The following is a 22,940-nucleotide window of genomic DNA, read 5'->3' as shown; positions in this document are numbered from 1 at the left end:
GCAAGGCGCGAGGCAGATATGAAATTCGGACACTTCTTCGTCGACCGGCCGATCTTCGCCTCGGTGATCTCGATCGTGACGGTGATCATCGGCGCGATCGCCTATTTTCAGCTGCCGGTCACCGAATATCCCGAGATCGCGCCGCCGCAGATCAACGTGACGGCGCGCTATCCCGGCGCCGATCCGGAGACACTGGCCCGAACGGTGGCAACGCCGATCGAGCAGGAGATCAACGGCGTCGAGAACATGCTGTACATGTCGTCCTACTCGACATCAGACGGCCAGATGCAGCTGACCGTCACCTTCCGGCCGGGCACCGATCTGGATACTGCGCAGGTGCAGGTGCAGAACCGCGTCGCCATCGCCGAGCCGCGTCTGCCTGAAGAAGTGCGCCGCCAGGGCATCACCACGACCAAGCAGGCCGGCGACTTCCTCATGGTGGTGCATCTGCTGTCGCCCGATAAGCGCTACGACGAGCTGTATATCGCCAACTACATGAACCTGCGGATCCGCGAGCAGCTTCTGCGGCTCGACGGCGTGGGCAATGTCATCGTTTTCGGCGGCAGCGAATACGCCATCCGCATCTGGCTCGATCCCGCCCGCCTGGCTGCCTTCAGCCTGTCTGCCAACGACATCGTGACGGCGCTGCAGGCGCAGAACGTGCAGGTCTCCGGCGGTGCACTGGGTCAGCAGCCGGCTCCTGCCGACACGCCGATCCAGGCAATCGTCACCACGCAGGGCCGTTTCGAGGATGTGCGGCAGTTCCGCAATGTCATTGTCAAGGTCGGCACGGACGGCCGGCTGGTGCGCCTGCAGGATGTGGCCCGCGTCGAGCTCGGCGGCCGTGACTATGTCAGCCGCTCGTATCTCGACGGCCAGACCGCCATCGCCATGGGCGTGTTCCAGCGGCCGGGCACCAACGCGCTGGAAACCTCGAAGGCCGTCATCGCCAAGATGGACGAGCTGCAGAAGGAATTCCCGCCAGGGCTGGAATACACCATCATCTACAATCCGACCGAATTCATCGACCAGTCCATCGACGAGGTCTACAAGACCCTGATCGAAGCGATCATCCTGGTCGCGCTGGTGGTGCTGATCTTCCTGCAGAACTGGCGCGCCTCACTGATTCCGATCCTCGCCATTCCGGTCTCGCTGGTTGGCACCTTCTTCGTGATGTCGGCTTTCGGCTTCACCCTGAACGTGCTGACCCTGTTCGGTCTGGTGCTGGCAATCGGCATCGTCGTCGACGACGCCATCGTGGTGGTGGAGAATATCGAACGCAACATCGCGCTCGGCATGTCGCCGCGCGACGCCGCCCATGAAACGATGGATGAAGTCGGCCGCGCGGTGGTGGCGATTGCTGTAGTGCTGTCGGCGGTGTTCATTCCCACCGCCTTCATTCCCGGCATCTCGGGCCAGTTCTACCGCCAGTTTGCCCTGACCATCGCGGTGGCAACCATTCTGTCAGCCTTCAACTCGCTGACCCTATCGCCCGCGCTCGGCGCCATTTTGCTCAAGCCGCACAGGAAGGGCGAAGAGCATCGCTCGCGCTTCCTGCCGGTGCGGGTCGGACAGCTTTTCGCCCGCAAGTTCAACAGCGGCTTCGACAGGATGAGCGGCGGCTATGCCCGCAGCATCGGCGCCATCGTCAAGCGCCGCTTCATGATGCTGGGTGTCTATGGCGCGCTGGTTGCGGCAACGGTGTGGATTTTCGGCGCCGTGCCGCAGGGTTTCATTCCGCCGCTGGATCGCGGCTATGCCATCGTGGTGATCCAGCTTCCTGACGGCGCGACGCTGGATCGCACCGACGAGGTCGTGCAGAAGGCGACCCAGCTGGTGCAGGGCATGCCGGGCGTCGAGCATGTGGTGGGCATCCCGGGCTTTAACGGCGCCACCTTCACCAACTCGAATTCCTCGGCGGTGATGTTCACCACCTTCTCGGCCTTCGAGGACCGTCTGGCACAGGGCCTGACCGGCGATGCGATCATTGGCCAGATGATCGGCCGCCTGCAGGCCATCGAGGAAGCCTTCGTTATCGCGGTGCCGCCGCCGGCGGTGCCCGGTATTGGCTCAGGCGGCGGTTTCAAGATGCAGCTTCAAAACCGCAGCAGCGATGATATGCGCCCCTTGCTGGCGGCCGCCTATCAGATCATGGGCCGCGCGATGCAGACCCCGGGTCTGACCGGCGTGTTCACCACCTTCACGGCAGACTCGCCGCAGGTCTTCCTCAACATCGACCGCGCCAAGGCGCAGATGCTGAACGTGCCGATGGCGAATATCTTCGATGCGCTGCAGACCAATCTCGGCTCGTCCTACGTGAACGACTTCAACGCGTTCGGCCGCGTCTTCCAGGTGCGCGCCCAGGCAGCAGCTGAGTTCCGTCTCGACAAGGCAGATATCCAGCGCCTGAAGGTGCGCTCAGCAAGCGGCGAACTGGTGCCGCTCGGCACGCTGGTCGAGATTCACGAAACAGCCGGCCCGCAGCTTGTGCAGCGCTACAACATGTATGTCTCCGTGCCGCTGCAGGGCAACACCGCGCCGGGCTTCTCCACCGGCCAGGCGCTGACGGCGATGGAGAAGCTGGCCAGCGAAGTGCTGCAGCCGGGCCAGAGCTTCGAATGGACGGAAATCGCATTGCAGGAGCGTTCGACCGGCAACACCGCGATCTTCATCTTCGCGCTGTCGATCGTCTTCGTCTTCCTGGCGCTGTCGGCGCAGTATGAAAGCTGGATTCTGCCGCTGGCGATCATGCTGATCGTGCCGATGTCGATGCTGTTCGCCTTGACCGGCGTCATGCTGGTCGGGATCGACAACAACATCCTGGTCCAGATCGGCCTTGTGGTGCTGATCGGTCTGGCGGCGAAGAATGCGATCCTGATCGTCGAATTCGCCCGTCAGCTTGAGCATGAAGGCCACAAGCCGGTCGAAGCGGTCATCGAGGCCTGCCGGCTGCGTCTGCGTCCGATTCTGATGACGGCCTTTGCCTTCATCCTCGGCGTGCTGCCGCTCGTCACGGCCAGCGGCGCGGGGGCAGAGATGCGGCGCGCGCTGGGCACCGCGGTGTTCTCCGGCATGATCGGCGTGACTTTCGTGGGCCTGTTTTTGACGCCGGTCTTCTATGTCGTGCTGCGGGCGATCACAGCCCGCCGTGCCGCGGCAGCAGCACCGCAGCCAAGGCCACAGCCTGGGCCGGGACCAGCCGGCGAATAAAACGAGAGACTAAAAACCTCGCTTTGCATCATGCCCGGACTTCCATCCGGGCATGATGTTTTTCAGACCTTGTGTGAAGCGCGCTTTGCGCGGAATTTAATTCCGCCGCGCCCTGATTCGTTCCCGTTGAAACGCTTTTTCCGTTACTTATGTAACGGCCATCTTCGAGATGGAGGTTACGTTATGGGCGCCCATATTCTGGTCGTCGCGACATCGCACAATGTGATGAATGACGGGCATGCCACAGGGGTTTGGGCGGAAGAATTGGCAGCGCCGTATTACGTTTTCCTCGATTCCGGCGCGACGATCACTTTGGCGTCGATCAAGGGCGGACCGATCCCCTTCGATCCGCGCAGCGTCAATGGTGGCGAGCCGAAGCCAGATTGCGTTATGCGGTTTTTGGCGGATCGCGCCGCCATGCAGGCAGTGCAGACCACCACGCCGGTGGAGCGCGTCGATATTTCCACCGTGGATGCGATTTTCCTGCCTGGCGGTCATGGCACGATGTGGGATCTGCCGGGCAGCAAGGCTTTGGCAGAGAAGATCGCCGCGCTCGATGCAGGCGGCAAGATCGTCGCCGCTGTCTGTCACGGCCCGGCCGGCCTGACGGATGTGGTGAACAACGATGGCGATCCATTGGTGAAAGGCCGCAGAGTGACGGCTTTCACCAATTCCGAAGAGGAAAAGGTCGGCCTCACCAAAGCCGTGCCTTTCCTGCTGGAAACGAAGCTGCGCAGCCTGGGCGCCGATTTCGTCGCCGCGCCGGATTTCCAGCCGCATGCGCTTCGCGATGGCAATCTGATCACCGGGCAGAATCCGGCATCGTCTGAGCAGGTGGCACAGCTCATCCTGGAAGCGCTGGAAGCGAACCGGGTGAAGGCGGCCGAGGTTGCGGCTGAATAATTCAGCTGAAGCGCTTTAAACGCCGCGCAGCAGGATCGGGTCGAGCGTGAACAATTCCTGCGGCGATTCCACGCCGCGCAGCGCATAGCGGCCAAGCGAGACGGCTTTTTCCTGCAGGCCGCCGGCGGCCTGGCGGAAAGCGGCGGAGAAGATCACTGGCTGCTCGACCGAACGAGCAAGGCCGGAGATGCGCGACAATTCGTTCACCGCCGGCCCCACCACGGTGAAATCGAGCCGGTCCTCGCCGCCGAAATTGCCGTACAGCGCCTCGCCGACATGCAGCGCCACCGACATCTCGGTAACCGGCAGGCCGGCATTGGCGCGCCGGTTGCGCACCTCGCGCAAATTCTTGCGGCATTCGCGCAAGGCTAGCAACGCCGCATGGCAGGCATCACGCAAAGACGCGCTTTCATGATCGTTGCTGCGAAAGATCGCCAGCACGCCGTCGCCGACGAATTTCAGCACCTCGCCGCCCTGCGCATGGATCGCCGAGACGGCGGCGCCGGCGTAGTCGTTGAGCAAAGGCACGATCAGGTTGGGCGAGACGGTATCGACCAGTTTGGTGAAGCCGCGCAGGTCGCTGAACCATAAAGCTGCCGAAATCCGTTCGGCGTCGCCGCGGCCGATCGTGCCGCTCAGCACGCGGCGGGCGGCATCGCGGCCGAGATAGGTTTCGGCCAGCGTATCGGCGATGCGCCGTACGCTGGCGCCGCGCACGGCAGCGGCGGCAAAGGGGATCAATGCCTTCAAGGTCTCTAATTGCGCATCGGTATAGCCGGCATCGCTGGTGGTGGCCCAGGAGGCATAGACGGAATCGAGCTGACCGATGACACCCTTCTCGCCGAAACGCGTCATCGTTACGAGATAATCGGTGAAGCCCTGCTGCGCGAGCTCGCTCAGAACCGGATAGGGATAGTCGCCGTTATGGCCAAGCAGGCGGAATCGAAAGAGCGACTCGCCGCTTGTCTCAAGATAGTAGAAGGGGCTTTCGCGCCATTTGCGGTCGCCTTCGGCCGTCGTGGAGCGGCCGAATTCATGCAGGCCCACATCGGGTATGTCGCGATGCCAGATGAAGATGCGTCCGGCCAGCACCGGATGCAGCGTATCGGCGCCCAGCATGGCGCGCGTGACCGGAATGCCTGCCTCGTTCAGCGCGTTACCGAAACAGGCGAGGATCTCGCCTTCGGTCGAACCGTCCAATGATGCATCCGCAACGCAGCGTGCGATTTTTGTGAAGACGACAGGATCCATGGCCGCAAGATAGGGCCGGGCCTGTCGAAATGCGATAGGCTGCAGGGCTTTTTGCGTGTGAGAGTAGCGACACAATGTTGCGATCTCCCGCGATTGTGTCTGTGGCGGATGGAGTCGCTTCGCCTTTTTCGCGATGGGATGTCCGCCGCGGTACAGGCGGGGCGATGCGGATCGACCCTAGGCGGCGATTGACCGGTTGCGCCGGCAGCCCTAGAGAAGGGACGCCTGCCCGCTTGGCGGAATTGGTAGACGCACGGGACTTAAAATCCCGAGGCCGCAAGGCCGTGCCGGTTCGAGTCCGGCAGCGGGCACCACTGTTCCTGTCTTCTTGCCTTCAGCATCTACAGATATATCTTACGATATATCAAAAGAGCATTTTAGGAAGAAAACTCATGCATTCCTGCCTTAAAGCCGCCTGTCGCGGCCATTCTCTGATGGCCATGGCCCGGCATCGCCGCCATGGCGGCTTTGGTCATGGCCCCTTCGGCGGCGGCTTCGGCATGGGCGGACGCGGCTTCCGCGCCAGCCGCCTGATCGGCTCGGCCGATCTTCAGCTTCTGATCCTGGCGCTGCTGTCGGAGAAGCCCCGCCACGGTTACGAGCTGATCAAGGCATTGGAAGAGTATAGCCACGGATTTTATTCGCCCAGCCCCGGCGTGATCTATCCCGCGCTGACCTATCTGGAAGAGATTGGCCATGCGAATGTGCAAGCCGAAGGCAGCAAGAAGCTTTACCGCATCACGGCCGATGGCGAGACCTTCCTCGCAGCACGGCGCGCTCAGGTCGATGCGATGCTGATGCAGCTGGCGCGGGTCGGCGAGCGCATGGCGCGCGCGCGGCAATTCTTTGCCTGGGGTGAGGATGCCGAGGACGCGCCGGCCGATGAACCCGCCAGCCTGCGCAATGTGCGGCATGCCCTGCGGCGGGTGCTCAACGAAAAAGCCGAGGCATCGCCGGAAGAACAGCGCCGCGTCATCGATATTCTGGTGCGCGCGCTGAAGGACATCCGCGGCCAGTGAACGGCGCGAGGCCGTCGTGTCCATTTTCGCGATACGAATTTGGCAGACGGCAGCACAAGGGTTTTGCTGGCGTCGCGGCAGCATTTCGCGCGTTATCCATTCCGGAAAGAGAATTGATTTACCGCAATGAAGCAAAAGGGGATGGGCGCCAGACTTGGCGCCTTCCCGCTGGCCTGGCCGATACGTGGTGCAAGCGGCTTCTTCAGGACAGCAACACCAGGATAAACGGGCTGAGATCATGCGGCGCCTTCTGCTTTTGCTCTTGGTCATCGTCATCGGTGCCGCAGCCGCTGGCGGCTGGTATTATCTGAAGCAGAGATCGTCCCTGCCGCCTGGCATTGTTGCCGGCAACGGCCGCGTCGAAGCCAACGAGATCGACATCGCCACCAAATACGCCGCCCGCGTTCTTGAGATCGCGGTCGAGGAAGGCGAACTGGTGCAGGCCGGGCAACTGATCGCGCGGCTGGATACCCGCGATCTGGAAGCGCAGTACCGTGCCGCCGAGGCGCAGATCGCGCAGGCGGAAGAAAACCGCAAACAGGTACTGGCGGAAATCCGTCAGCGCAAAAGCGAACTCGAACTCGCCGACAAGGAGCTGCAGCGCACCCTGGTTCTGTCGGGCAAGAACTTTGTCTCCGAGCAGAAGGTCGATCAGCAACGCAACATCCGCCGCACGGCGGAGGCAGCTCTGGCTGCCGCCGAAAGCAAGCTGGGCGGTGCCGATGCCGCCATCCGCGTCGCCTCGGCCGAGGCCGAACGCATCCGCGAACTCCTGGCCGATGGCACGCTGAAAGCGCCGAAGGCCGGCCGTATTCTGTTTCGTCTGGCCGAGCCGGGCGAGGTTCTGGGCGCCGGCGGCAAGGTGGCGACTTTGCTCGATCTGTCCGATGTCTACATGACCTTCTTCCTGCCGACCGAAGTCGTCGGCCGGCTGGCCATCGGCGCGCCGGCGCGAATCCTGCTCGATGCCGTGCCCGATCTGGCGGTGCCTGCGACGATCTCGTTTGTATCCGCGCGTGCACAATTCACGCCCAAGCAGGTCGAGACGCGCAGCGAGCGCGATCGCATGATGTATCGCGTCAAGGCTCGCGTGCCGCAAAGCCTGGTGCAGCAATATCTGGAGCATGTAAAGACCGGCCTGACCGGCATGGCTTATGTGAAGCTGGATGCCGCAGCCGACTGGCCGTCATGGCTGCAATCCGATCTGACCCGCGACACCCCATGAGGGCGATGCGATGACCGCGACGGCTGGCCTGCGGATCGAAGGCGTCAGCCATCGCTACGGCAAGCTGGTTGCGCTGGAGAATATCGCGCTGTCGCTGGAGCCTGGCCGCTCGCTGGCCGTGGTGGGCCCCGATGGGGTCGGCAAGTCGACTCTGCTGGCGCTGGCCGCTGGCGTAAAAAAGATGCAGAGCGGCCAGATTTCAGCATTGGGGGCCGATCTGTCGGACCAATGGGCGCGCATGAATGTGCAGCCGCGCATCGCCTATATGCCGCAGGGGCTGGGCCGCAATCTCTATCCCAGCCTGTCGGTGCGCGAGAACATCGCCTTCTTCGCCCGTCTGTTCGGTCATGACGGCGCCGAGGAGGCGCGGCGCATCCCGCAGCTATTGGAAGCGACCGGCCTTGCGCCTTTCGCCGACCGGGCGATGCAGAAACTGTCCGGCGGCATGAAGCAGAAGCTCGGCCTGTGCTGCGCGCTGGTGCACGATCCGGATCTGCTGATCCTCGATGAGCCGACCACCGGCGTTGATCCGCTCTCGCGCCGGCAATTCTGGGATCTGATCGCCGCCGTCCAGCGCAGCCGGCCGCATCTGGCTTTGCTGGTCGCTACCTCGACCATGGACGAAGCCGAGCGTTTCGACCATGTGGCGATGATCGACCGCGGCCGCATCCTGGCCGAAGGTGCGCCTGACGAATTGCGGCGGCGCACGCAGACGGAGAGCCTGGAGGCGGCCTATATCGCCCTGCTGCCGCCAGAACGGCGGGCGGCGCTGAGCGGCAATGGCGCGCCGCCGCCCCTGGACGATGGGCCGGCGCCGGTGGTGATCGAGGCGCATGGCTTGACGCGGCGGTTCGGCGACTTCACCGCAGTCGATCACGTCGATCTCGCCATCCGGCGCGGCGAGATTTTCGGCTTTCTCGGATCGAACGGCTGCGGCAAGACCACGACCATGAAAATGCTGACCGGCCTGCTGCCGGCCAGCGAGGGTGAAGGCAAGCTGTTCGGCGAACCGGTGGCGGGCGGCGATTTCGCTCTGCGCCGCCGCATTGGCTATATGGCGCAGAGCTTCTCGCTCTATGGTGAGTTGACCGTGCGTCAGAATCTGACCTTGCATGCATCGCTCTATGGCATTGACGAGGCGGATGCGGCGAACCGTATTGCAGTCTTGGCGGAGCGGTTCGAACTGGTCGCCTGTCTCGATACGATTGCGGATTCCCTGCCGCTTGGCGTACGCCAGCGTCTGTCGCTGGCCACCGCAATCATCCACGACCCCGAAATCCTGATCCTGGATGAGCCGACTTCGGGCGTCGATCCGGTGGCCCGCGCGGTGTTCTGGCAGGATCTAACCCGTCTGTCGCGCGAGCGCGGCGTGACCATCTTCATCTCCACCCATTACATGGCCGAAGCCGCGCGCTGTGACCGTGTCGCCTTCATGCATGCTGGCCGGATCATTGCCTCCGGCGCGCCGGCTGAGCTTCAGCGGGCGCAGCATGCCGCGACACTGGAAGAGACCTTCATTGCCTATATGGAGCTTGGCGGGCGCGCGGCGGTGCAGGCCCTGCCTGAAATAGAGATGGCAACTGCCGCTTCAGTGCCGGCAAGACGCTCGCTCTTTTCGCCACGCCGCTGCTTTGCCTACGCCTGGCGCGAGGGCCTGGAATTGTGGCGCGACCCGATCCGTCTGGCCTTTGCCCTGTTCGGCACGCTGCTGCTGATGCTGGTTTTCGGTTACGGCATCACCTTCGATGTCGAGAATATCGCCTTTGCGGTATTGGACCGCGACCAGACGCCGGAAAGCCGCGCCTATATCGAGGAATATGAATCCTCAAGCTATTTCCTGCGCCGCGCGGATGTGGCGGATTCCGCGGAGTTGGTCCGGCGCCTGCGTGCCAACGAGATCGCGCTGGCCATTGAGATACCGCCCGATTTCGGCGCCGATCTGCGGCGCGGGCGCGCCACGGAACTTTCGATCTGGATCGATGGCGGCATGCCGTTCCGCGCCGAGACCATCGAGGGTTATGTCGCCGCCGCGCATCGCCAGTTCGTCGCCAATGCCGCCGAGCAGGCCGGCATTACGCTGTCATCAGTGGCCGAGATCGCCACGCGCTTCCGCTACAACCAGGCCTTCCGCAGCCTTGATGCGATGGTGCCGGCGCTGTTTGCGATGATGCTGATGCTGATCCCGGCCATTCTTGCCACTTTGGGCGTGGTGGCCGAGCGCGAACGCGGCTCGATCACCAATCTTTACGTCACCCCGGTCAGCAAGCTGGAATTCCTGCTGGGCAAGCAGATGCCCTATGTGGCACTGGCTTATATCAACCTGCTGCTGCTGATCGTCATGGCGGTGACGGTGTTTCATGTGCCGCTGAAGGGCAGCCTGGCCGGACTGCTGATCGGCGGCTTCTTTTATGTGCTGGCCAGCACCGCGATTGGCCTGTTTACCTCCAGCTTTACCCGCAGCCAGGTGGCGGCGCTGTTCGGCACTTCGGTGCTGACCATCATGCCGACGGTGCATTTCTCCGGCCTGCTGCAGCCGGTTTCCAGCCTGGAGGGCGGCGCTCGCCTGATCGGTGCGTTGTTCCCCGCCACCTATTTCCTGCGTACCAGCCTCGGCGCCTTCAGCAAGGGCCTGTCGGTGTCTGAATTGCTGCCCTTCATTGCCAGCACCGCGCTGTTCTGGCCGGTCCTGCTGGCGCTGGCCTTCGTCTTTCTGCGCAAGCAGGAGCGCTGAGGATGCTGTCGCTGCGCAACATCTGGACGCTGTGCCGCAAGGAACTGGTCAGCCTGCTGCGCGACCGCGTGCTGTTCGTCTTCATGCTTTACGCCTTCAGCCTGATGGTCTACAGCCAGGCCACCGGCGTCTCGCACGATCTGGTACGCGCCTCGGTCGGCATCGTCGATGAGGACCGTTCGGCCTTGTCGCAGCAGATCGCCGATGCCTTCCTGCCGCCGCGCTTCCAGAAACCGGTGGCGCTTGCCGCCGATGCAGTGGACGAGGCGATGGACCAGGCGCGCTATACTTTCGTGCTGGACATTCCACCCGATTTCCAGGCCGATATCCTGGCGGGCCGCCGACCGGTGCTGCAGGTGCTGATCGATGCGACCGCGATGATGCAGGCGGGGATCGGATCAAATTACATCCAGTCGATCATCAGCGACGAGGTGGGCCGTTTCCTGCGCCGCGAAGGCAAGGCTGAGGCCGATGCGGTGAGTGTGCAGGTCCGCATCGCCTTCAATCAGTCGCTGAACTCGGTGTGGTTCTCCGGCACCATGGCGCTGATCGAGGTGATCAACATGCTGGGCATCCTGCTGGCGGGCGCGGCACTGATCCGCGAGCGGGAGCGCGGCACGCTTGAGCATCTGCTGGTCATGCCGGTGCGCGCCGCCGAGATCATGCTGGCCAAGATTCTCGCCAATGGCGGCATCATCCTGGCGCTCAGCCTGGTCTCGATGTATGGCGTGGTGCGCATGCTGCTTGGGATGCCGGTGGCGGGCTCGCTCTGGCTATTTCTCGCCAGTTCTGTGATCTACCTGTTCTTCGCGACCTCGCTTGGCATCTTTCTCGCCACCATTGCGCGGTCGATGGCGCAGTTTGCGCTGCTGTTCATGCTGATTTTGATGCCGATGACCATGCTGTCGGGCGCGCTGACGCCGATCGAGGCGATGCCGCAATGGCTGCATGCCGCCGTGCAGTTTCTGCCCACCAAGCATTATGTCGCGGTAGCACAGGCAGTGTTGATGCGCGGCGCCGGCCTGGATGTGGTCTGGCCGGCGCTGGCGGCAATCCTCGCCATCGGCGCGAGCTTCTTCGCCTTCAGTCTGATCCGCTTCCGCAGTTTTCTGGCGCAGCAGCAGTAAGCATTACGCCAGTGTCAGCCAATGCAGGCTGAACAGGCGGTCCGGATCGCACCAGACGGCGCTGGGGCGGAAGCCCGCCTGCTCGGCCATGTAGCGGAAACCGGCCAGCGTGTATTTGTAGGAATTCTCGGTATGGATCGACTCGCCTTCCGAGAATTCATAAGACGCCTCGCCAATCCGCACGGTCTGCGCCGCCAGGCTGACCAGGTGCATTTCCACGCGCCGCAGATGCGGCTGGTAGAAAGCGTAATGGGCGAAGCGGTCGACCTTAAAATCACCGCCCAGTTCGCGGTTGATCCGGTGCAGCAGGTTGAGGTTGAAGGCCGCCGTCACGCCAGCGGAATCGTTATAGGCGGCATGCAGGATGTCCGGCGACTTCACCAGATCGACGCCGATCAGCAATCCGCCCGGCGAGGTCAGACCGCCCTGCTTGGCATCGTTCGACAGCATCCGCGCGGCATGGCGCAGGAAGCTATGCGCCTCCTCCGGCGTGAAATTGCCGATGGTGGAGCCTGGGAAAAAGCAGACGCGGCGCGCAGCACCTTTCTGCGGCTGCGGCAGGCGCAGCGGCGCGGTGTAATCGCCCGGCACCGGTTTCACCGCGATATGCGGATAATCAGCGGCAAGCGCCTTGACGGCTGCGGTCAGATGCGGGCCGGAGATGTCGATGGGCAGATAGGCGCGCGGGCGGATCAGCGCATCCAGCAAAAGACGCACCTTGCGCGCGGCGCCGGCACCGAATTCGATCAGCTCGACATCCGGGCCGATGATCTCGGCAATGGCGGGCGCGTTGTCCTGCAGCAGCTTCAGCTCGGTGCGGGTCGGATAGTATTCCGGCAATTCACAGATCTTCTCGAAGAGACGAGAGCCTTCGTCGTCGTAGAAATACTTCGATGGAATGGCTTTCGGCCAGCCGCGCAATCCTTCGTGGACGTCGGTGGCAAAGTCGCGAGCCGGCTGCAAGGGCAAGGTGTCGGCGTGTTGCCGCAGGGCGAGCATCGTCATCGTGACCTCTTGTCTAGGCGTCGTCCGCTAAGCGAATGCCGGAGAATTGCCAGCGCGCAGCTGGCGGGAAGAAGTTGCGGTAGCTGGGCCGCACATGACCGCGCGGCGTGGCGCAGGAGCCCCCGCGCAGCACCATCTGCCCGATCATGAACTTGCCGTTATATTCGCCGATGGCGCCAGGCGCCGGGCGATAGCCGGGATAAGGCTCGTAGGACGAGCGGGTCCATTCCCAGACTTCGCCGAACATCTGCAGGACGCCATCGGGCGCCTGCACCGTGCGCGGATGCGGATGCGTATGATCCAGGAAATTGCCATGCGCGCGGCGCTGCGGCGAGCTGGCGGCATGTTCCCATTCCGCCTCGGTCGGCAGGCGCTTGCCGGCCCAGGTGGCGAAGGCGGCCGCTTCGTAGAAGGAGACATGGCAGACCGGCTCGGCCGGATCGATGGCGCGGCGTCCGTTCAAGGTGAAGATCTGCCAGTAGCCGCGCTTGTCCTGCGACCAGTAGAGCGGCGCCTGCCAGTTTTCCGCCTGGCACAGGGCCCAGCCGTCGGACAGCCAAAGCTCGGGCCGGCGATAGCCGCCATCTTCCATGAAGGCGAGATACTCGCCGCAGGTGATCGGCCGCGATGCGATGCGGAAGGGCTGCAGAATCACCGGATGGCGCGGCTGCTCGTTGTCGAAGGCAAAACCATGGCCGTCATGGCCGATTTCGACGATGCCGCCCTCGAAGCGGATGAAGTCCAGCGCCGGCGCTGGTTCGCGGGTGAAACTCTGCGGCGGCTGATAGGCCGGCGCGTAGGGATGCCGCGAAAAGGCGTGCTTGATGTCGGTGAGGATGAGTTCCTGATGCTGTTGCTCATGCGCAAGGCCCAGCGCCAGCAGCGGCGCGATGGTTTCCAGGATGGCATCGTCGGCCTGGCTGATCAGCTCGGTCATCGCCGCATCGACATAACGGCGGTATTGCGCAATCGCGCCGGTAGTCGGACGGCTCAGGATGCCACGTTCCGGCCGCGGATGCCGTGCGCCCAAAGCTTCGTAATAGGAATTGAACAGATAAGCGAAATGCTCATCGAAAACGCAGTAGCCGGGCAGGTAGGGCTGCAGCAGGAAGGTTTCGAAGAACCAGGCGGTATGCGCGCGATGCCACTTGGTCGGGCTGGCATCGGGCATCGATTGCAGGCACTGGTCTTCCGGCGACAGCGGCGCGGCCAGCTTTTCGGTCAGCTGCCGCACCGCGCGATAGCCGCGCAGCAAGGCCGCCCGCGTGTCGCGGCCATAGGCGTCGCTGAACAGCGTCGTGCTGGCAGAAGACGGATTATCTGTCGCGGAACGTGAACTGGAAGGGGGTGTGTCCGCTCCTGTGCGATCTGATCCGACGCGATCTGGCGCAATATGCTCCGAGACGGGGTGATCCGTGCTGGTCCCGAGCGCCAGGGTTTCGTTCATCCTTGGTCTCCATTTCTTGGCGGTACCGCGCGGCACCGAACCAACATCCTTGACTGGGTTTTTGTTCCGGCTGCTTGGGGCCGGTCATAACCGCGAAGCTAGACCGCGGCAGACGGCGGAAATGTGGCCAAGGCGTGATATGACTTGGGTCATCCCAGCCTGGAAAACCCGCAGCCCGCCGGCCTTTGCGGATATCGCTTTCTACCGCGGCACCGCTGACAACATGGTGTCAGCAGCGATCATTTCATCCCCCAGCAAAGGTCGCGGTTCCACGGGGCTGCTTCGCGCCCCGCGTGCAGTCCTGCGACGAGCATCCGCATACGGATTTCTATTGACCAACATGGCCGCGCCGCGCCAACCTGCAGCCTCCCGTTTTTGTTTCGCGACCAGGAAAGTCCCAGGAAATGCCCACATTATTCATTGGCGGATTCGTATTTGATGGTCACAAGGCGCCGCAGCCGGGTTTCGGCGTGCTGGTCGAAAATGGCCGGGTGGTGAAGGTGGCGCCGGCCGGCGAGTTTGCCGGCTTTGCCGGTGAGACCGTCGATACGACCGGCGGCACCCTGATGCCGGGCCTGATCGACTGCCATGTGCATCTCACCATGGGCGGCGAAGCCGATCCGGGCACCGCGCAGTCGAAGCTGAGCGCGGCGCAGCTGACGCTGAAAACCCTGGAGCGCGCGCAACTGACGCTGCGCAGCGGCATCGTCGCGGTGCGCGATTGCGGCGGCAAGGATTATATCGAGCTGAGCGTGCGCGATGCCATCAAGCGCGGTGAGTTCACCGGGCCGGTGATCCGCGCCTCGGGCAAGATCATCTGCATGACCGGCGGCCATGGCAACCGCACCGGCCGGGTGGCCGATGGCGTGGATGAAGTGGTCAAGGCGGTGCGTGAGCAGATCCATGCCGGCGCCGATGTGATCAAGATCATGGCTACCGGCGGCGTGATGACCCCGGGTGTCGATCCGGAAGATGCGCATTACACGCGCGAGGAAATGGCGGCCGGCCTTGCCGAGGCACGCCGCTTCCGCAAGCGCTCAGCCAGCCATGCGCAGGGCGCGGAGGGCATTCTCAATGCCGTGCTGGGCGGTGTCAGCTCCATCGAGCATGGCATCTTCATGGATGACGAGTGCCTGAAGGCGATGCTGGAGCGCGGCACCTTCCTGGTGCCGACGCTGGCCGCCGTCTTGAACATCGTCAAGAACGCCGACAAGGGCATCCCGGCCTGGGCGGTGGAGAAGGCGCAGCGCGTCTTTGAGATCCACAAGCGCAACTTCAAGCGCTTCGTCGATGCCGGCGGCAAGGTGGCGATGGGCACCGATGCGGGCACGCCGTTCAACCTGCATGGCGAGAATGCCATGGAGCTGAAATACATGGTCGAAGGCGGCATGACGCCGCTGGACGCCCTGCGGGCGGGCACAAGCAACGCTGCCGATCTGTGCGACCTGCCCTCGCATGGCGTGATCAAGGAAGGCGCGCAGGCGGACTTCCTGCTGGTGGATGGCAATCCGGTCGAGGACATCAGCAAGGCTGCCGACCGCAAGAACCATCGTGCGGTTTTCTCCGGCGGCTTGCCGGCAGGCAGCGCCCTGCCGCTGATGGCCGGCGGTCTACGCGCCGCAGGCCTGCCGGGCCTGTCGAAGGCGGCGGTGTAATCGTTCAGCGCAGCTTTTTCGCTGCGTTCAGTGCGGCGGGCGGTGCAACACCGCCCGCCGTCGCTTTTTCAATGCAGCATTACAGGAACAGAAGGTCCGACTGCGCCCAGATATGGTTCGACTGCACCGATTCCGGTTGCGTCGAGGCCGTATCGAAGGTCAGCGTGTTGGTCCCCCAGCCCTTGATATCGGCCAGGGTGTAATCGGTCTTCAGCTTGTCGCCTTCGGCGCGGTTGAAATCGAGGATCTTGTCGTGGCCGCCCTTGCCTTTCAGGAACAGGAAGGTGTCGGCGCCACCGCCGCCCCATAGCTGGTCGTTGCCGCCATTGCCGTTCAGCACATTGGCATTGCCGTCGCCGCGCAGGATGTCGTTCTGCGCCGAGCCGGTCAGGTTCTCGATGCTGGACAGCGTGTCGCGGTTGGCGGCAATGGTATTCTGTTCCACGCCGAGGGATTTGAGCGCGTTGAACCAGTTGCCAGCCAGCTTCTCATAGCCCTGGTCGTTCAGATGCACGCCCCAGTCGCCGCCGAGCGGACGCACGTCGCTGAGGTTCAGATTGCTGTTGTCGACCAGCTTGATCTTCATGCCGCCCGCCGCCTTGGTGGCGACGAGGCTGGGAAGCTGCGCGTTATATTCCGCCACCTTCGAGGGCGGGATGTTGGCGACATTTTCCGGCCGCGGCGGCGGCAGGGTGCCGAGCAGGATCTGCGTGTCGGGTGAATTGGCATAGATCGTATCAAGCAGCTTGCTGAGATCGGCCTTCATCGTCGCGACCGAATCCATCTTGGCGTCGTTGCTGCCCGAGATCAGCAGAATGACATCCGGCTTGTGATCGGCGAGCGCCTTGGCGGCGATGTCATTCAGCTGGTTCGACTGCCAGCCGTTATAGCCTTCATGCTGATTGTCGTAGCCTGCCGGACCGCTGTTCTGGCTGCCGACGAAATCGAATTTCAGGCCGGCGCCCTTCAGCTTGTCAGCCAGCAGGCTGCGATAGCCGCCGCTGGTTTCGTTATTGGTGTAGCCGATCATGCCATAGGTGTGGGAATCGCCCATCGCCATGATGCGGACAGCCTGGGTCGCCACGCCGGTGGCAAGATCCGCGGTGATCGAACCGGCCGCATCAGCGTAGGAGGCAGTGTCATTGCCGGCGCCGCCGTTGAGCTGGTCGCGGCCCGGCCCGCCGATCAGCACATCGTCGCCGCCATTGCCATTCAGCACGTCATTGCCGGCAAGACCGCTGATCGTGTCGTTGCCTGCCGTGCCGTTCAGCGTGTCGGACGCTTTGGTGCCGGTGATGCTGTTGCCGGGCGTTGGCGTGGGTGTCGGCGTCGGCGTGGGAGTCGGGGCCGGCGTTGCTGTGCCGCTGCCGACCTTGATGGTGACGGTGGCGGTATCCGTGCTGCCATCGGCATCGGTGATCGTGTAGGTGAAGCTGTCAGTGCCTTCCCAGCCCTTCAGCGGGCGGTAGATCACCGTGCCATTGGCAAGCTTCTCCAGCCTGGCGCCGGATGCCGTGACATTGTCGATTGCAGCGACCTTGAGGCCACCATCGGGCGCCTTGTCGTTGAACAGCAGGTGGCTGTCGTTGAAGTATTTCACTTCGTCCCTGGCGATGGTCCATCGGTCATCGCCGGCAGTGACGGGATTGCCTTTGCCGGTGGAGGGCTGGCTCGGCGCAGGCGACGGCTCGGGCGCTGGCGCGGGGGCATTGCCGACCTGAATGAAGACGGTGCCGGTATCGGTGCTGCCATTGGCATCGACGAGCGTGTATTCGATGCTGTCAACGCCTTCCCAGCCGGGCTTGGGCCGGTAGATGACGGTGCCATCCGACCAGGTCTCGATCTTCACGCCGGCCTTGCTGGTGGCGCTGACCGTGGTGACCTTCAGACCACCATCGGCGCCCTTGTCGTTCCAGGTCAGATAGCGGGTGCTGAAATACTTGGTCTCGCCCTTGGCGATGACGTAACGGTCATCGACGGCGGTAACCGGATTGTCGACGCTGCTTGATGTGGCCATTGGAACTGCCCTTGCGATTCGTTGCTGATATGGCTGAACGCCGCGGATCGCTGTCGCCGGGCAAGGGGGGATCGTTCGCAAGCGGCAAAGCTTGACGCGACACGCCTGACCAAAACGCGGTGAAACCGGAACGCGGAAATTCGCGGCCAACTTGCAGGGAGCGGCGCAGAAATCCGAGATTAAAAACCGAATACCCACTTGCCGCGCCGCTTTTGTCACAGTTGCGTCACAGCGGATCTGCAAGTTCAGAGCAGAGTTACCGGCTCATAATGTCAAAGCTGCAAGTTACCGCGCGTCAGACTGCACGCGTTGCCTTCAGCGCGGCTGTCAATTCGCCGGGCGTTGTCACCGGCAGGCCGCAGGTCGGCCCGATGCAGACATAGGCCGTGGGTTTGCCGTCCACCTGCGTCTTGCCAAAAGCCGGATGGGTTTCCGGCAGCAGGGCGCCGGGTGCTGTGACCTGCAAGATGCGGTTGGGCAAAGAGACCTTGTAGGCCGCATCGATCAGCGCCTCGGTGGCCGCCTCGCCGCGCTGGCCGATGATCGCCACCTGCACGGCGTTGCTGAACAGGTCGAAGCCGTTCAGATAGGCGCCCATCGGGAAGAAGTTGCGCGCGACATCGCCGGCGAAGGCGTCGATCAGGTTCTGCGCGCGCTCGCGCCAGAGCAGTTCGCCGGTGAGATACCACAGCCGCGCGAAGACGCCGACCAGGGTGCCGTTGGCGGCAGGGGTGGCGTTGTCGGCGGCGCTGCGCGTGCGGGCCACTAGGCTTTCGGCTTCCTTCGAGGTGAGGAAATAGCCGCCGTTCACCGCATCAAGGTAATCGGCCTCCAGGGTCTCGCCCCAGCGTTTCGCCTGATCGAGGTAATCGGGGCTGCCGGTCGCCTCAAACAGCGCAATGGCGGCGCGCATCATGTTGGCATAGTCGTCGGCAAGGCCGGGGAAGATCAGCTTGTCATCGCGCCAGCTATGGCCGAGCTTGGCATCGCCCACCGCCATCGTATTGGTGATGAAACCATAGGCGCGCTCAGCCGCCGCGAGCCAGTCCGGCTTGCCGTATTGGCGGCTGAGATCGGCCAGGGCTGCGATCATCAGGCCGTTCCAGTCGGCCAGCACCTTGTCGTCCCAGCCCGGCTTGATGCGCTGTTCTCGCGCCGCAAACAGCTTGACGCGCGCGGCAGCGAGCCGCTCCTCTGTGGCCTCGTCGCGCAATTCCGGCGTCAGGCTGCGCCGCAGGATGGTTTTGTGTTCCCAGTTTCCGGTATCGGTGACGTCATAGGCCTCGCAGAACAGCGCCGCCTCTTCCGGCCCGAGGATCTGTTCGATCTCGCGCTTCTGCCAGACGTAGAACTTGCCTTCTTCGCCTTCCGAATCCGCATCCTGCGTGGCCGCAAAGGCGCCGCCTTTGGCGACCATCTCGCGCAGCAGCCAGCCGACGGTTTCCTCGATGCGCTGGCGCAGCAGCGGATTGTCGATCTCGGCCTCGATCAGCGCCATATGCGAGAGAAGCTGCGCATTGTCGTAGAGCATTTTCTCGAAATGCGGCGCCAGCCATTCGGCATCGGTGGAATAACGGGCAAAGCCGCCGCCGAGATGATCGTAGATGCCGCCCTGCGCCATGCGGGCGATCGTGTTGGTCACCGCCTGGGCGTAATCGACATTGCCGCTGCGCAGATAGGCACGCCAGAGCAGATCAAACAATCCGGTCTGCGGGAATTTGGGCGCGCCGCCGATGCCGCCATGCTGCGGGTCGACATGGGTGAGCAGCTGAGCGGCGATCTGATCGAGCACCTCGTTGCTCAGCATCAGGCGGTCGCGCGATTGGGGCCTGGCCAGCTCGCGCAGGCCGCCGACCAGCATCTTCACATTCTGCGCCACCGCCTTCTTGTTCTGGTGATAGGCCTCCGAGACCTTGTTCAGAACCTCGACGAAGCCGGGCCGGCCATAGCGGGGCTCGGCCGGGAAATAGGTGCCGCCCCAGAAGGGCTCGCCCTTGGGCGTCAAAAACATGGTCAGCGGCCAGCCGCCCTGCTCGCCCAGGAGATGCAGCGCGTTCATGTAGATGGCGTCGATATCCGGCCGTTCCTCGCGGTCGACCTTGATATTGACGAACAGCTCGTTCATCACCGCGGCAATTTCGGGATTCTCGAAGCTTTCATGGGCCATCACGTGGCACCAGTGGCAGGCGGCATAGCCGATGGAGAGCAGGATAGGCTTGTCCAGCGCCTGGGCGGCCGCCAGGACCTCGGGCCCCCAGACCTGCCAATGCACCGGGTTGTCGCGATGCTGCTGCAGATAAGGCGAGGCTGCCCGGTCGAGATTATTCCGGTTCAGATCGATCTGCTTGGTCCCTGACAAGGGGTCTGCGGCCATGCTAGGTATTTGTCCCGCTTCTGCTTTCGGCGTTTCACTCGAACCTAAGGTGCGGCGATGAAGATAACAGTCAATATCGATTGCACGCCAGAGGAAGCGCGCAGCTTCCTGGGCCTGCCCGATGTGCAGCCCCTGCAAAGCGCAGTCATGCAGCAGATGCAGGACCGCATCATGGGGTCGCTGAACGCCATGGATCCTGAAACCCTGCTCAAGACCTGGGCGCCGCTCGGTCTGCAAAACCTTGAACAGATTCAGAAATTCTTCTTCAGCCAGTTCCCCGGCGGCGGTGCCACAGATAAGAAGAAGTAGAATCTTGTTCTGGTTTCATGAAAGTAATTCGCGATGACATCTCTGCCCGGCGACCCGAAATCCTTCTACCGCGCCCATATCTTCGTCTGCACCAATGAGCGGCCGGAAAATCATCCGCGCGGCTCCTGCGCGCGCAAGGGCTCGGAGAAGCTGCGCAACTACATGAAGACGCGGGCCAAGGAACTGGGCCTGGTCCTGGAAGACGGCGTGCGGGTGAACAATGCCGGCTGCCTGGAGCGCTGCGAACTTGGGCCCACCATCGTGATCTATCCGGATGCCGTGTGGTACCGCGCCGAGACCTTTGCCGATATCGATGAGATTCTCGACGTGCATGTGAAGCAGGGCGGCCGCGTGCAGCGCCTGATGCTCAAGCCCGAAGACGGCCCGGATCATTCCGCCAAGAAGAAGTGACAGCGAAGAACGTGTGACGGCGCAAACTATCTACGCATTGTCTTCTGCACCAGGACGTGCCGGCGTTGCGGTGATCCGCTTGAGCGGGCCGCAGGCCGCCGAGGCCCTGCTGGCGCTGACCGGCCGCGAGGTGCCGAAGCCGCGCGTGGCCAGTCTGCGCCGCCTGAAGGATGCTGACGGCGCCCTGATCGACGAGGCGCTGGTGCTGTGGTTTGAGCGGCCGCACAGCTTCACCGGCGAGGATGTCGCCGAATTGCATGTGCATGGCGGCCGCGCCGTGCTGGCGGCTTTGTTCGAGCGGCTGGCGCAATTGCCCGGCCTGCGTCTGGCCGAACCCGGCGAGTTCAGCCGCCGCGCTTTCGAGCATGGCCGCTTCGATCTGACTCAGGCCGAGGCGCTGGGTGATCTGATCAATGCCGAAACGGAAGCGCAGCGCAAGCAGGCTCTGCGGCAGATGCAGGGCGCCTTGGCCGATCTGTATGAAGGCTGGCGTGCTAAGCTGGTGCATGCGCTGGCGCACCTGGAAGCCGATATCGATTTTCCCGACGAAGACCTGCCGGAAGGCGTAGCCGCAGAAGTGAAGCCGCAGATTGCCCGCCTGCGCGAGGAGATTGCCGGCCATCTGGCCGACAACCGCCGCGGCGAGCGTTTGCGTGACGGTCTGATGGTGGCGATTCTCGGCGCACCGAATGTGGGCAAGTCGTCGCTGCTGAATGCGCTGGCAAGACGCGAGGCCGCGATCGTGTCGGACATCCCGGGGACCACGCGCGACATCATCGAAGTGCATCTCGATCTGGGCGGTTATCCTGTTTTGCTGGCCGATACGGCGGGCCTGCGCGAGACGGCGGACCAGATCGAAAGCGAAGGCGTGAAGCGTGCGCTCAAACGCGCCGAGGCTGCCGATCTGAAGCTGGTGGTGCTGGACGCGACACGGCTGCAGGGCGCCCTGCCGCCGGAGACGCTGGCGCTGATCGACGATAACGCCATTGTCGTTGCCAACAAGGTCGATGCGGGCAGCCTGCCGCAAGGCTATGCGATCAACGGCCGGCCGGTGCTGCCGCTATCGGTCAAAAGCGGCGCGGGCATGAAGGAACTGCTCGCCATGCTGGAGCAGGAGGTAGTTGCGCGCATCGGCCTGACCGGCAGCGCGACTTTGACCCGCGCGCGCCATCGCGAAGCGCTCATTGAATGCGTGGCCGCGCTCGACCGCTTCCTGGCCGGGGGCGTCGATGCAGAACTCGCGGCTGAAGATGTGCGGCTGGCGGCGCGGGCCTTGGGACGCATCACCGGCCGGATCGACGTGGAAGACCTGCTGGATGTGATCTTCCGGGATTTTTGTATCGGGAAGTAGGCGATGACCGACGATAACCGCCGCAATCCCGAGATGGAATTTTTGGAGACGAGTTGGGACATCGCGGCGCTGCCGGAGCCGAAGCTGCGCGATGGGCTGGTTACTGGGAGAGCAAGCGTTTCGGCGACCGGTTGCTGTCGCGTTCGGATATCGAGCCGGATGGAGATCCCGCGCGGGGCCCGCTGTCTTCACTGGTTCAACCGCGCCAGGCATGAGGGGATTGGCTGGGTTGGCCTTGTCATGCCGCTGGCCAGATCAGACGCGCCGGTCGACATGTTGTGCGGTGCCCCCGCCTTTGCCGAGCTTGCACCATGAATGCCATCGATCTGTTTCCCACACTGAAGACAACCCGGCTGTTGCTGCGCCCGTTTCGTGCCGAGGATGAAGCGGCCTTTCAGGACTTTGCGGTCAAAGAGGATTTCTGGCGCTTTCTGCCGGGGCCGGAGCTGGATGCGGAGCTTGTGCATCGCTTCATCGAGGCTCGGCTGCGCGATGCCGAGGCGCCAAGCGGCCGCGACTGGGTTTTCGCCGTGGAGCAGCGCGAGATGCAGCGCGCCATCGGCATGGTGCGGCTCAGCATCGCCAGCACCGAGCACCGGCAGGGCAATATCGGATTTTCGCTGGATGGCCGCCTGCGGCGGCAGGGCTATGCGTCCGAAGCGGTTCAGGCGGCCCTGCGCTATGGCTTTGCCACGCTGGGCCTGCATCGCATCACGGCGCTGGCCGATGTGGAGAATGACCGCAGCCACATGGTGCTGACCAAACTGGGCTTCCGGCGCGAGGGACGGCTGAAGCAGAATTTCTTCGTCCGCGGCCAGTGGCGCGATTGCGATCTTTTCGCCCTGCTGCGCTCTGAATGGCCGAGCGAACAGGAGCCGGAAACGGCTATCGCGTAAAAGAGAGAA

The 22,940-nt window shown here is 63.4% G+C and carries 17 protein-coding genes and 1 tRNA gene; 13 read left to right on the top strand and 5 right to left on the bottom strand.

The genetic code is table 11. The features are described from left to right. Positions 1–18: 18 nt before the first annotated feature. Positions 19–3,210, top strand: a complete 3,192-nt coding sequence (locus tag Q0603_RS09805; protein WP_298725072.1) for a multidrug efflux RND transporter permease subunit — start codon at positions 19–21, stop codon at positions 3,208–3,210. Positions 3,211–3,393: 183 nt separating this feature from the next. After that, positions 3,394–4,113: a type 1 glutamine amidotransferase domain-containing protein gene (locus Q0603_RS09800; protein WP_298725070.1), complete on the top strand. Its 720-nt coding sequence runs from the start codon at positions 3,394–3,396 to the stop codon at positions 4,111–4,113. 15 nt (positions 4,114–4,128) lie between these two features. Here the strand turns inward: Q0603_RS09800 and Q0603_RS09795 are convergent, their stop codons facing one another. Beyond that, entirely contained in the window at positions 4,129–5,313 is a 1,185-nt protein-coding gene (locus tag Q0603_RS09795; RefSeq protein ID WP_298725068.1) for an adenylate/guanylate cyclase domain-containing protein, read from the bottom strand. Positions 5,314–5,591: 278 nt separating this feature from the next. On the opposite strand from Q0603_RS09795, the gene Q0603_RS09790 reads away from it, so the two are divergent. The 5 genes from Q0603_RS09790 (at position 5,592) to Q0603_RS09770 (ending at position 11,466) form a co-directional block, all read left to right on the top strand. After that, a tRNA-Leu gene (locus Q0603_RS09790) sits at positions 5,592–5,678 on the top strand. A gap of 78 nt (positions 5,679–5,756) precedes the next feature. Beyond that, entirely contained in the window at positions 5,757–6,383 is a 627-nt protein-coding gene (locus tag Q0603_RS09785; protein WP_298725066.1) for a PadR family transcriptional regulator, read from the top strand. Positions 6,384–6,621: 238 nt separating this feature from the next. Further along, positions 6,622–7,608, top strand: coding sequence for an HlyD family efflux transporter periplasmic adaptor subunit (locus tag Q0603_RS09780; RefSeq protein WP_298725064.1), 987 nt, complete (start codon positions 6,622–6,624; stop codon positions 7,606–7,608). A gap of 10 nt (positions 7,609–7,618) precedes the next feature. Beyond that, on the top strand, positions 7,619–10,339 hold the full coding sequence (gene rbbA, locus Q0603_RS09775; RefSeq protein WP_298725062.1) for a ribosome-associated ATPase/putative transporter RbbA: 2,721 nt from the start codon (positions 7,619–7,621) through the stop codon (positions 10,337–10,339). A gap of 2 nt (positions 10,340–10,341) precedes the next feature. Then, positions 10,342–11,466: an ABC transporter permease gene (locus Q0603_RS09770; protein WP_298725060.1), complete on the top strand. Its 1,125-nt coding sequence runs from the start codon at positions 10,342–10,344 to the stop codon at positions 11,464–11,466. Positions 11,467–11,469: 3 nt separating this feature from the next. Here the strand turns inward: Q0603_RS09770 and egtD are convergent, their stop codons facing one another. Both egtD and egtB read right to left on the bottom strand, forming a co-directional pair. Beyond that, positions 11,470–12,471, bottom strand: coding sequence for an L-histidine N(alpha)-methyltransferase (gene egtD, locus Q0603_RS09765; protein ID WP_298725058.1), 1,002 nt, complete (start codon positions 12,469–12,471; stop codon positions 11,470–11,472). Positions 12,472–12,484: 13 nt separating this feature from the next. Continuing rightward, the gene (gene egtB / locus Q0603_RS09760) at positions 12,485–13,918 is read right to left on the bottom strand and encodes an ergothioneine biosynthesis protein EgtB (protein ID WP_298725057.1); all 1,434 of its coding nucleotides are present in this window, start codon (positions 13,916–13,918) and stop codon (positions 12,485–12,487) included. A gap of 404 nt (positions 13,919–14,322) precedes the next feature. On the opposite strand from egtB, the gene Q0603_RS09755 reads away from it, so the two are divergent. Next, positions 14,323–15,573 carry an amidohydrolase family protein gene (locus Q0603_RS09755; protein WP_298725056.1) on the top strand — a complete coding sequence of 417 codons (1,251 nt, stop codon included), beginning with the start codon at positions 14,323–14,325 and terminating at the stop codon, positions 15,571–15,573. A gap of 79 nt (positions 15,574–15,652) precedes the next feature. On the opposite strand, the gene Q0603_RS09750 is transcribed toward Q0603_RS09755, so the two are convergent. Both Q0603_RS09750 and Q0603_RS09745 read right to left on the bottom strand, forming a co-directional pair. Further along, on the bottom strand, positions 15,653–17,590 hold the full coding sequence (locus tag Q0603_RS09750; RefSeq protein ID WP_298725055.1) for a cadherin-like domain-containing protein: 1,938 nt from the start codon (positions 17,588–17,590) through the stop codon (positions 15,653–15,655). 295 nt (positions 17,591–17,885) lie between these two features. Continuing rightward, positions 17,886–19,964 (bottom strand): thioredoxin domain-containing protein, encoded by a 2,079-nt coding sequence (locus tag Q0603_RS09745; protein ID WP_298725053.1) that lies wholly within the window; start codon positions 19,962–19,964, stop codon positions 17,886–17,888. A 57-nt stretch (positions 19,965–20,021) separates the two neighbouring features. Between Q0603_RS09745 and Q0603_RS09740 the strand changes: the two genes are divergently transcribed. Genes Q0603_RS09740 through Q0603_RS09720 form a run of 5 tightly spaced genes read left to right on the top strand, consistent with a single transcriptional unit; the run spans position 20,022 to position 22,931 of the window. Further along, positions 20,022–20,273, top strand: coding sequence for a DUF6489 family protein (locus tag Q0603_RS09740; protein WP_298725051.1), 252 nt, complete (start codon positions 20,022–20,024; stop codon positions 20,271–20,273). A gap of 33 nt (positions 20,274–20,306) precedes the next feature. Then, the gene (locus Q0603_RS09735; RefSeq protein ID WP_298725049.1) at positions 20,307–20,684 is read left to right on the top strand and encodes a (2Fe-2S) ferredoxin domain-containing protein; all 378 of its coding nucleotides are present in this window, start codon (positions 20,307–20,309) and stop codon (positions 20,682–20,684) included. A gap of 13 nt (positions 20,685–20,697) precedes the next feature. Next, positions 20,698–22,035 (top strand): tRNA uridine-5-carboxymethylaminomethyl(34) synthesis GTPase MnmE, encoded by a 1,338-nt coding sequence (gene mnmE, locus Q0603_RS09730; RefSeq protein ID WP_298725047.1) that lies wholly within the window; start codon positions 20,698–20,700, stop codon positions 22,033–22,035. A gap of 3 nt (positions 22,036–22,038) precedes the next feature. Further along, positions 22,039–22,350, top strand: coding sequence for a hypothetical protein (locus tag Q0603_RS09725; protein WP_298725045.1), 312 nt, complete (start codon positions 22,039–22,041; stop codon positions 22,348–22,350). Then, the gene (locus Q0603_RS09720) at positions 22,347–22,931 is read left to right on the top strand and encodes a GNAT family protein (RefSeq protein ID WP_298725043.1); all 585 of its coding nucleotides are present in this window, start codon (positions 22,347–22,349) and stop codon (positions 22,929–22,931) included. Before Q0603_RS09725 ends, Q0603_RS09720 begins: the two co-directional genes overlap by 4 nt. Positions 22,932–22,940 lie beyond the last annotated feature (9 nt).

The sequence above is a fragment of the uncultured Ferrovibrio sp. genome, from assembly GCF_937960835.1.
In the GTDB taxonomy this organism is placed as follows: domain Bacteria; phylum Pseudomonadota; class Alphaproteobacteria; order Ferrovibrionales; family Ferrovibrionaceae; genus Ferrovibrio.
This window is presented reverse-complemented; position numbering and strand designations above follow the sequence as displayed.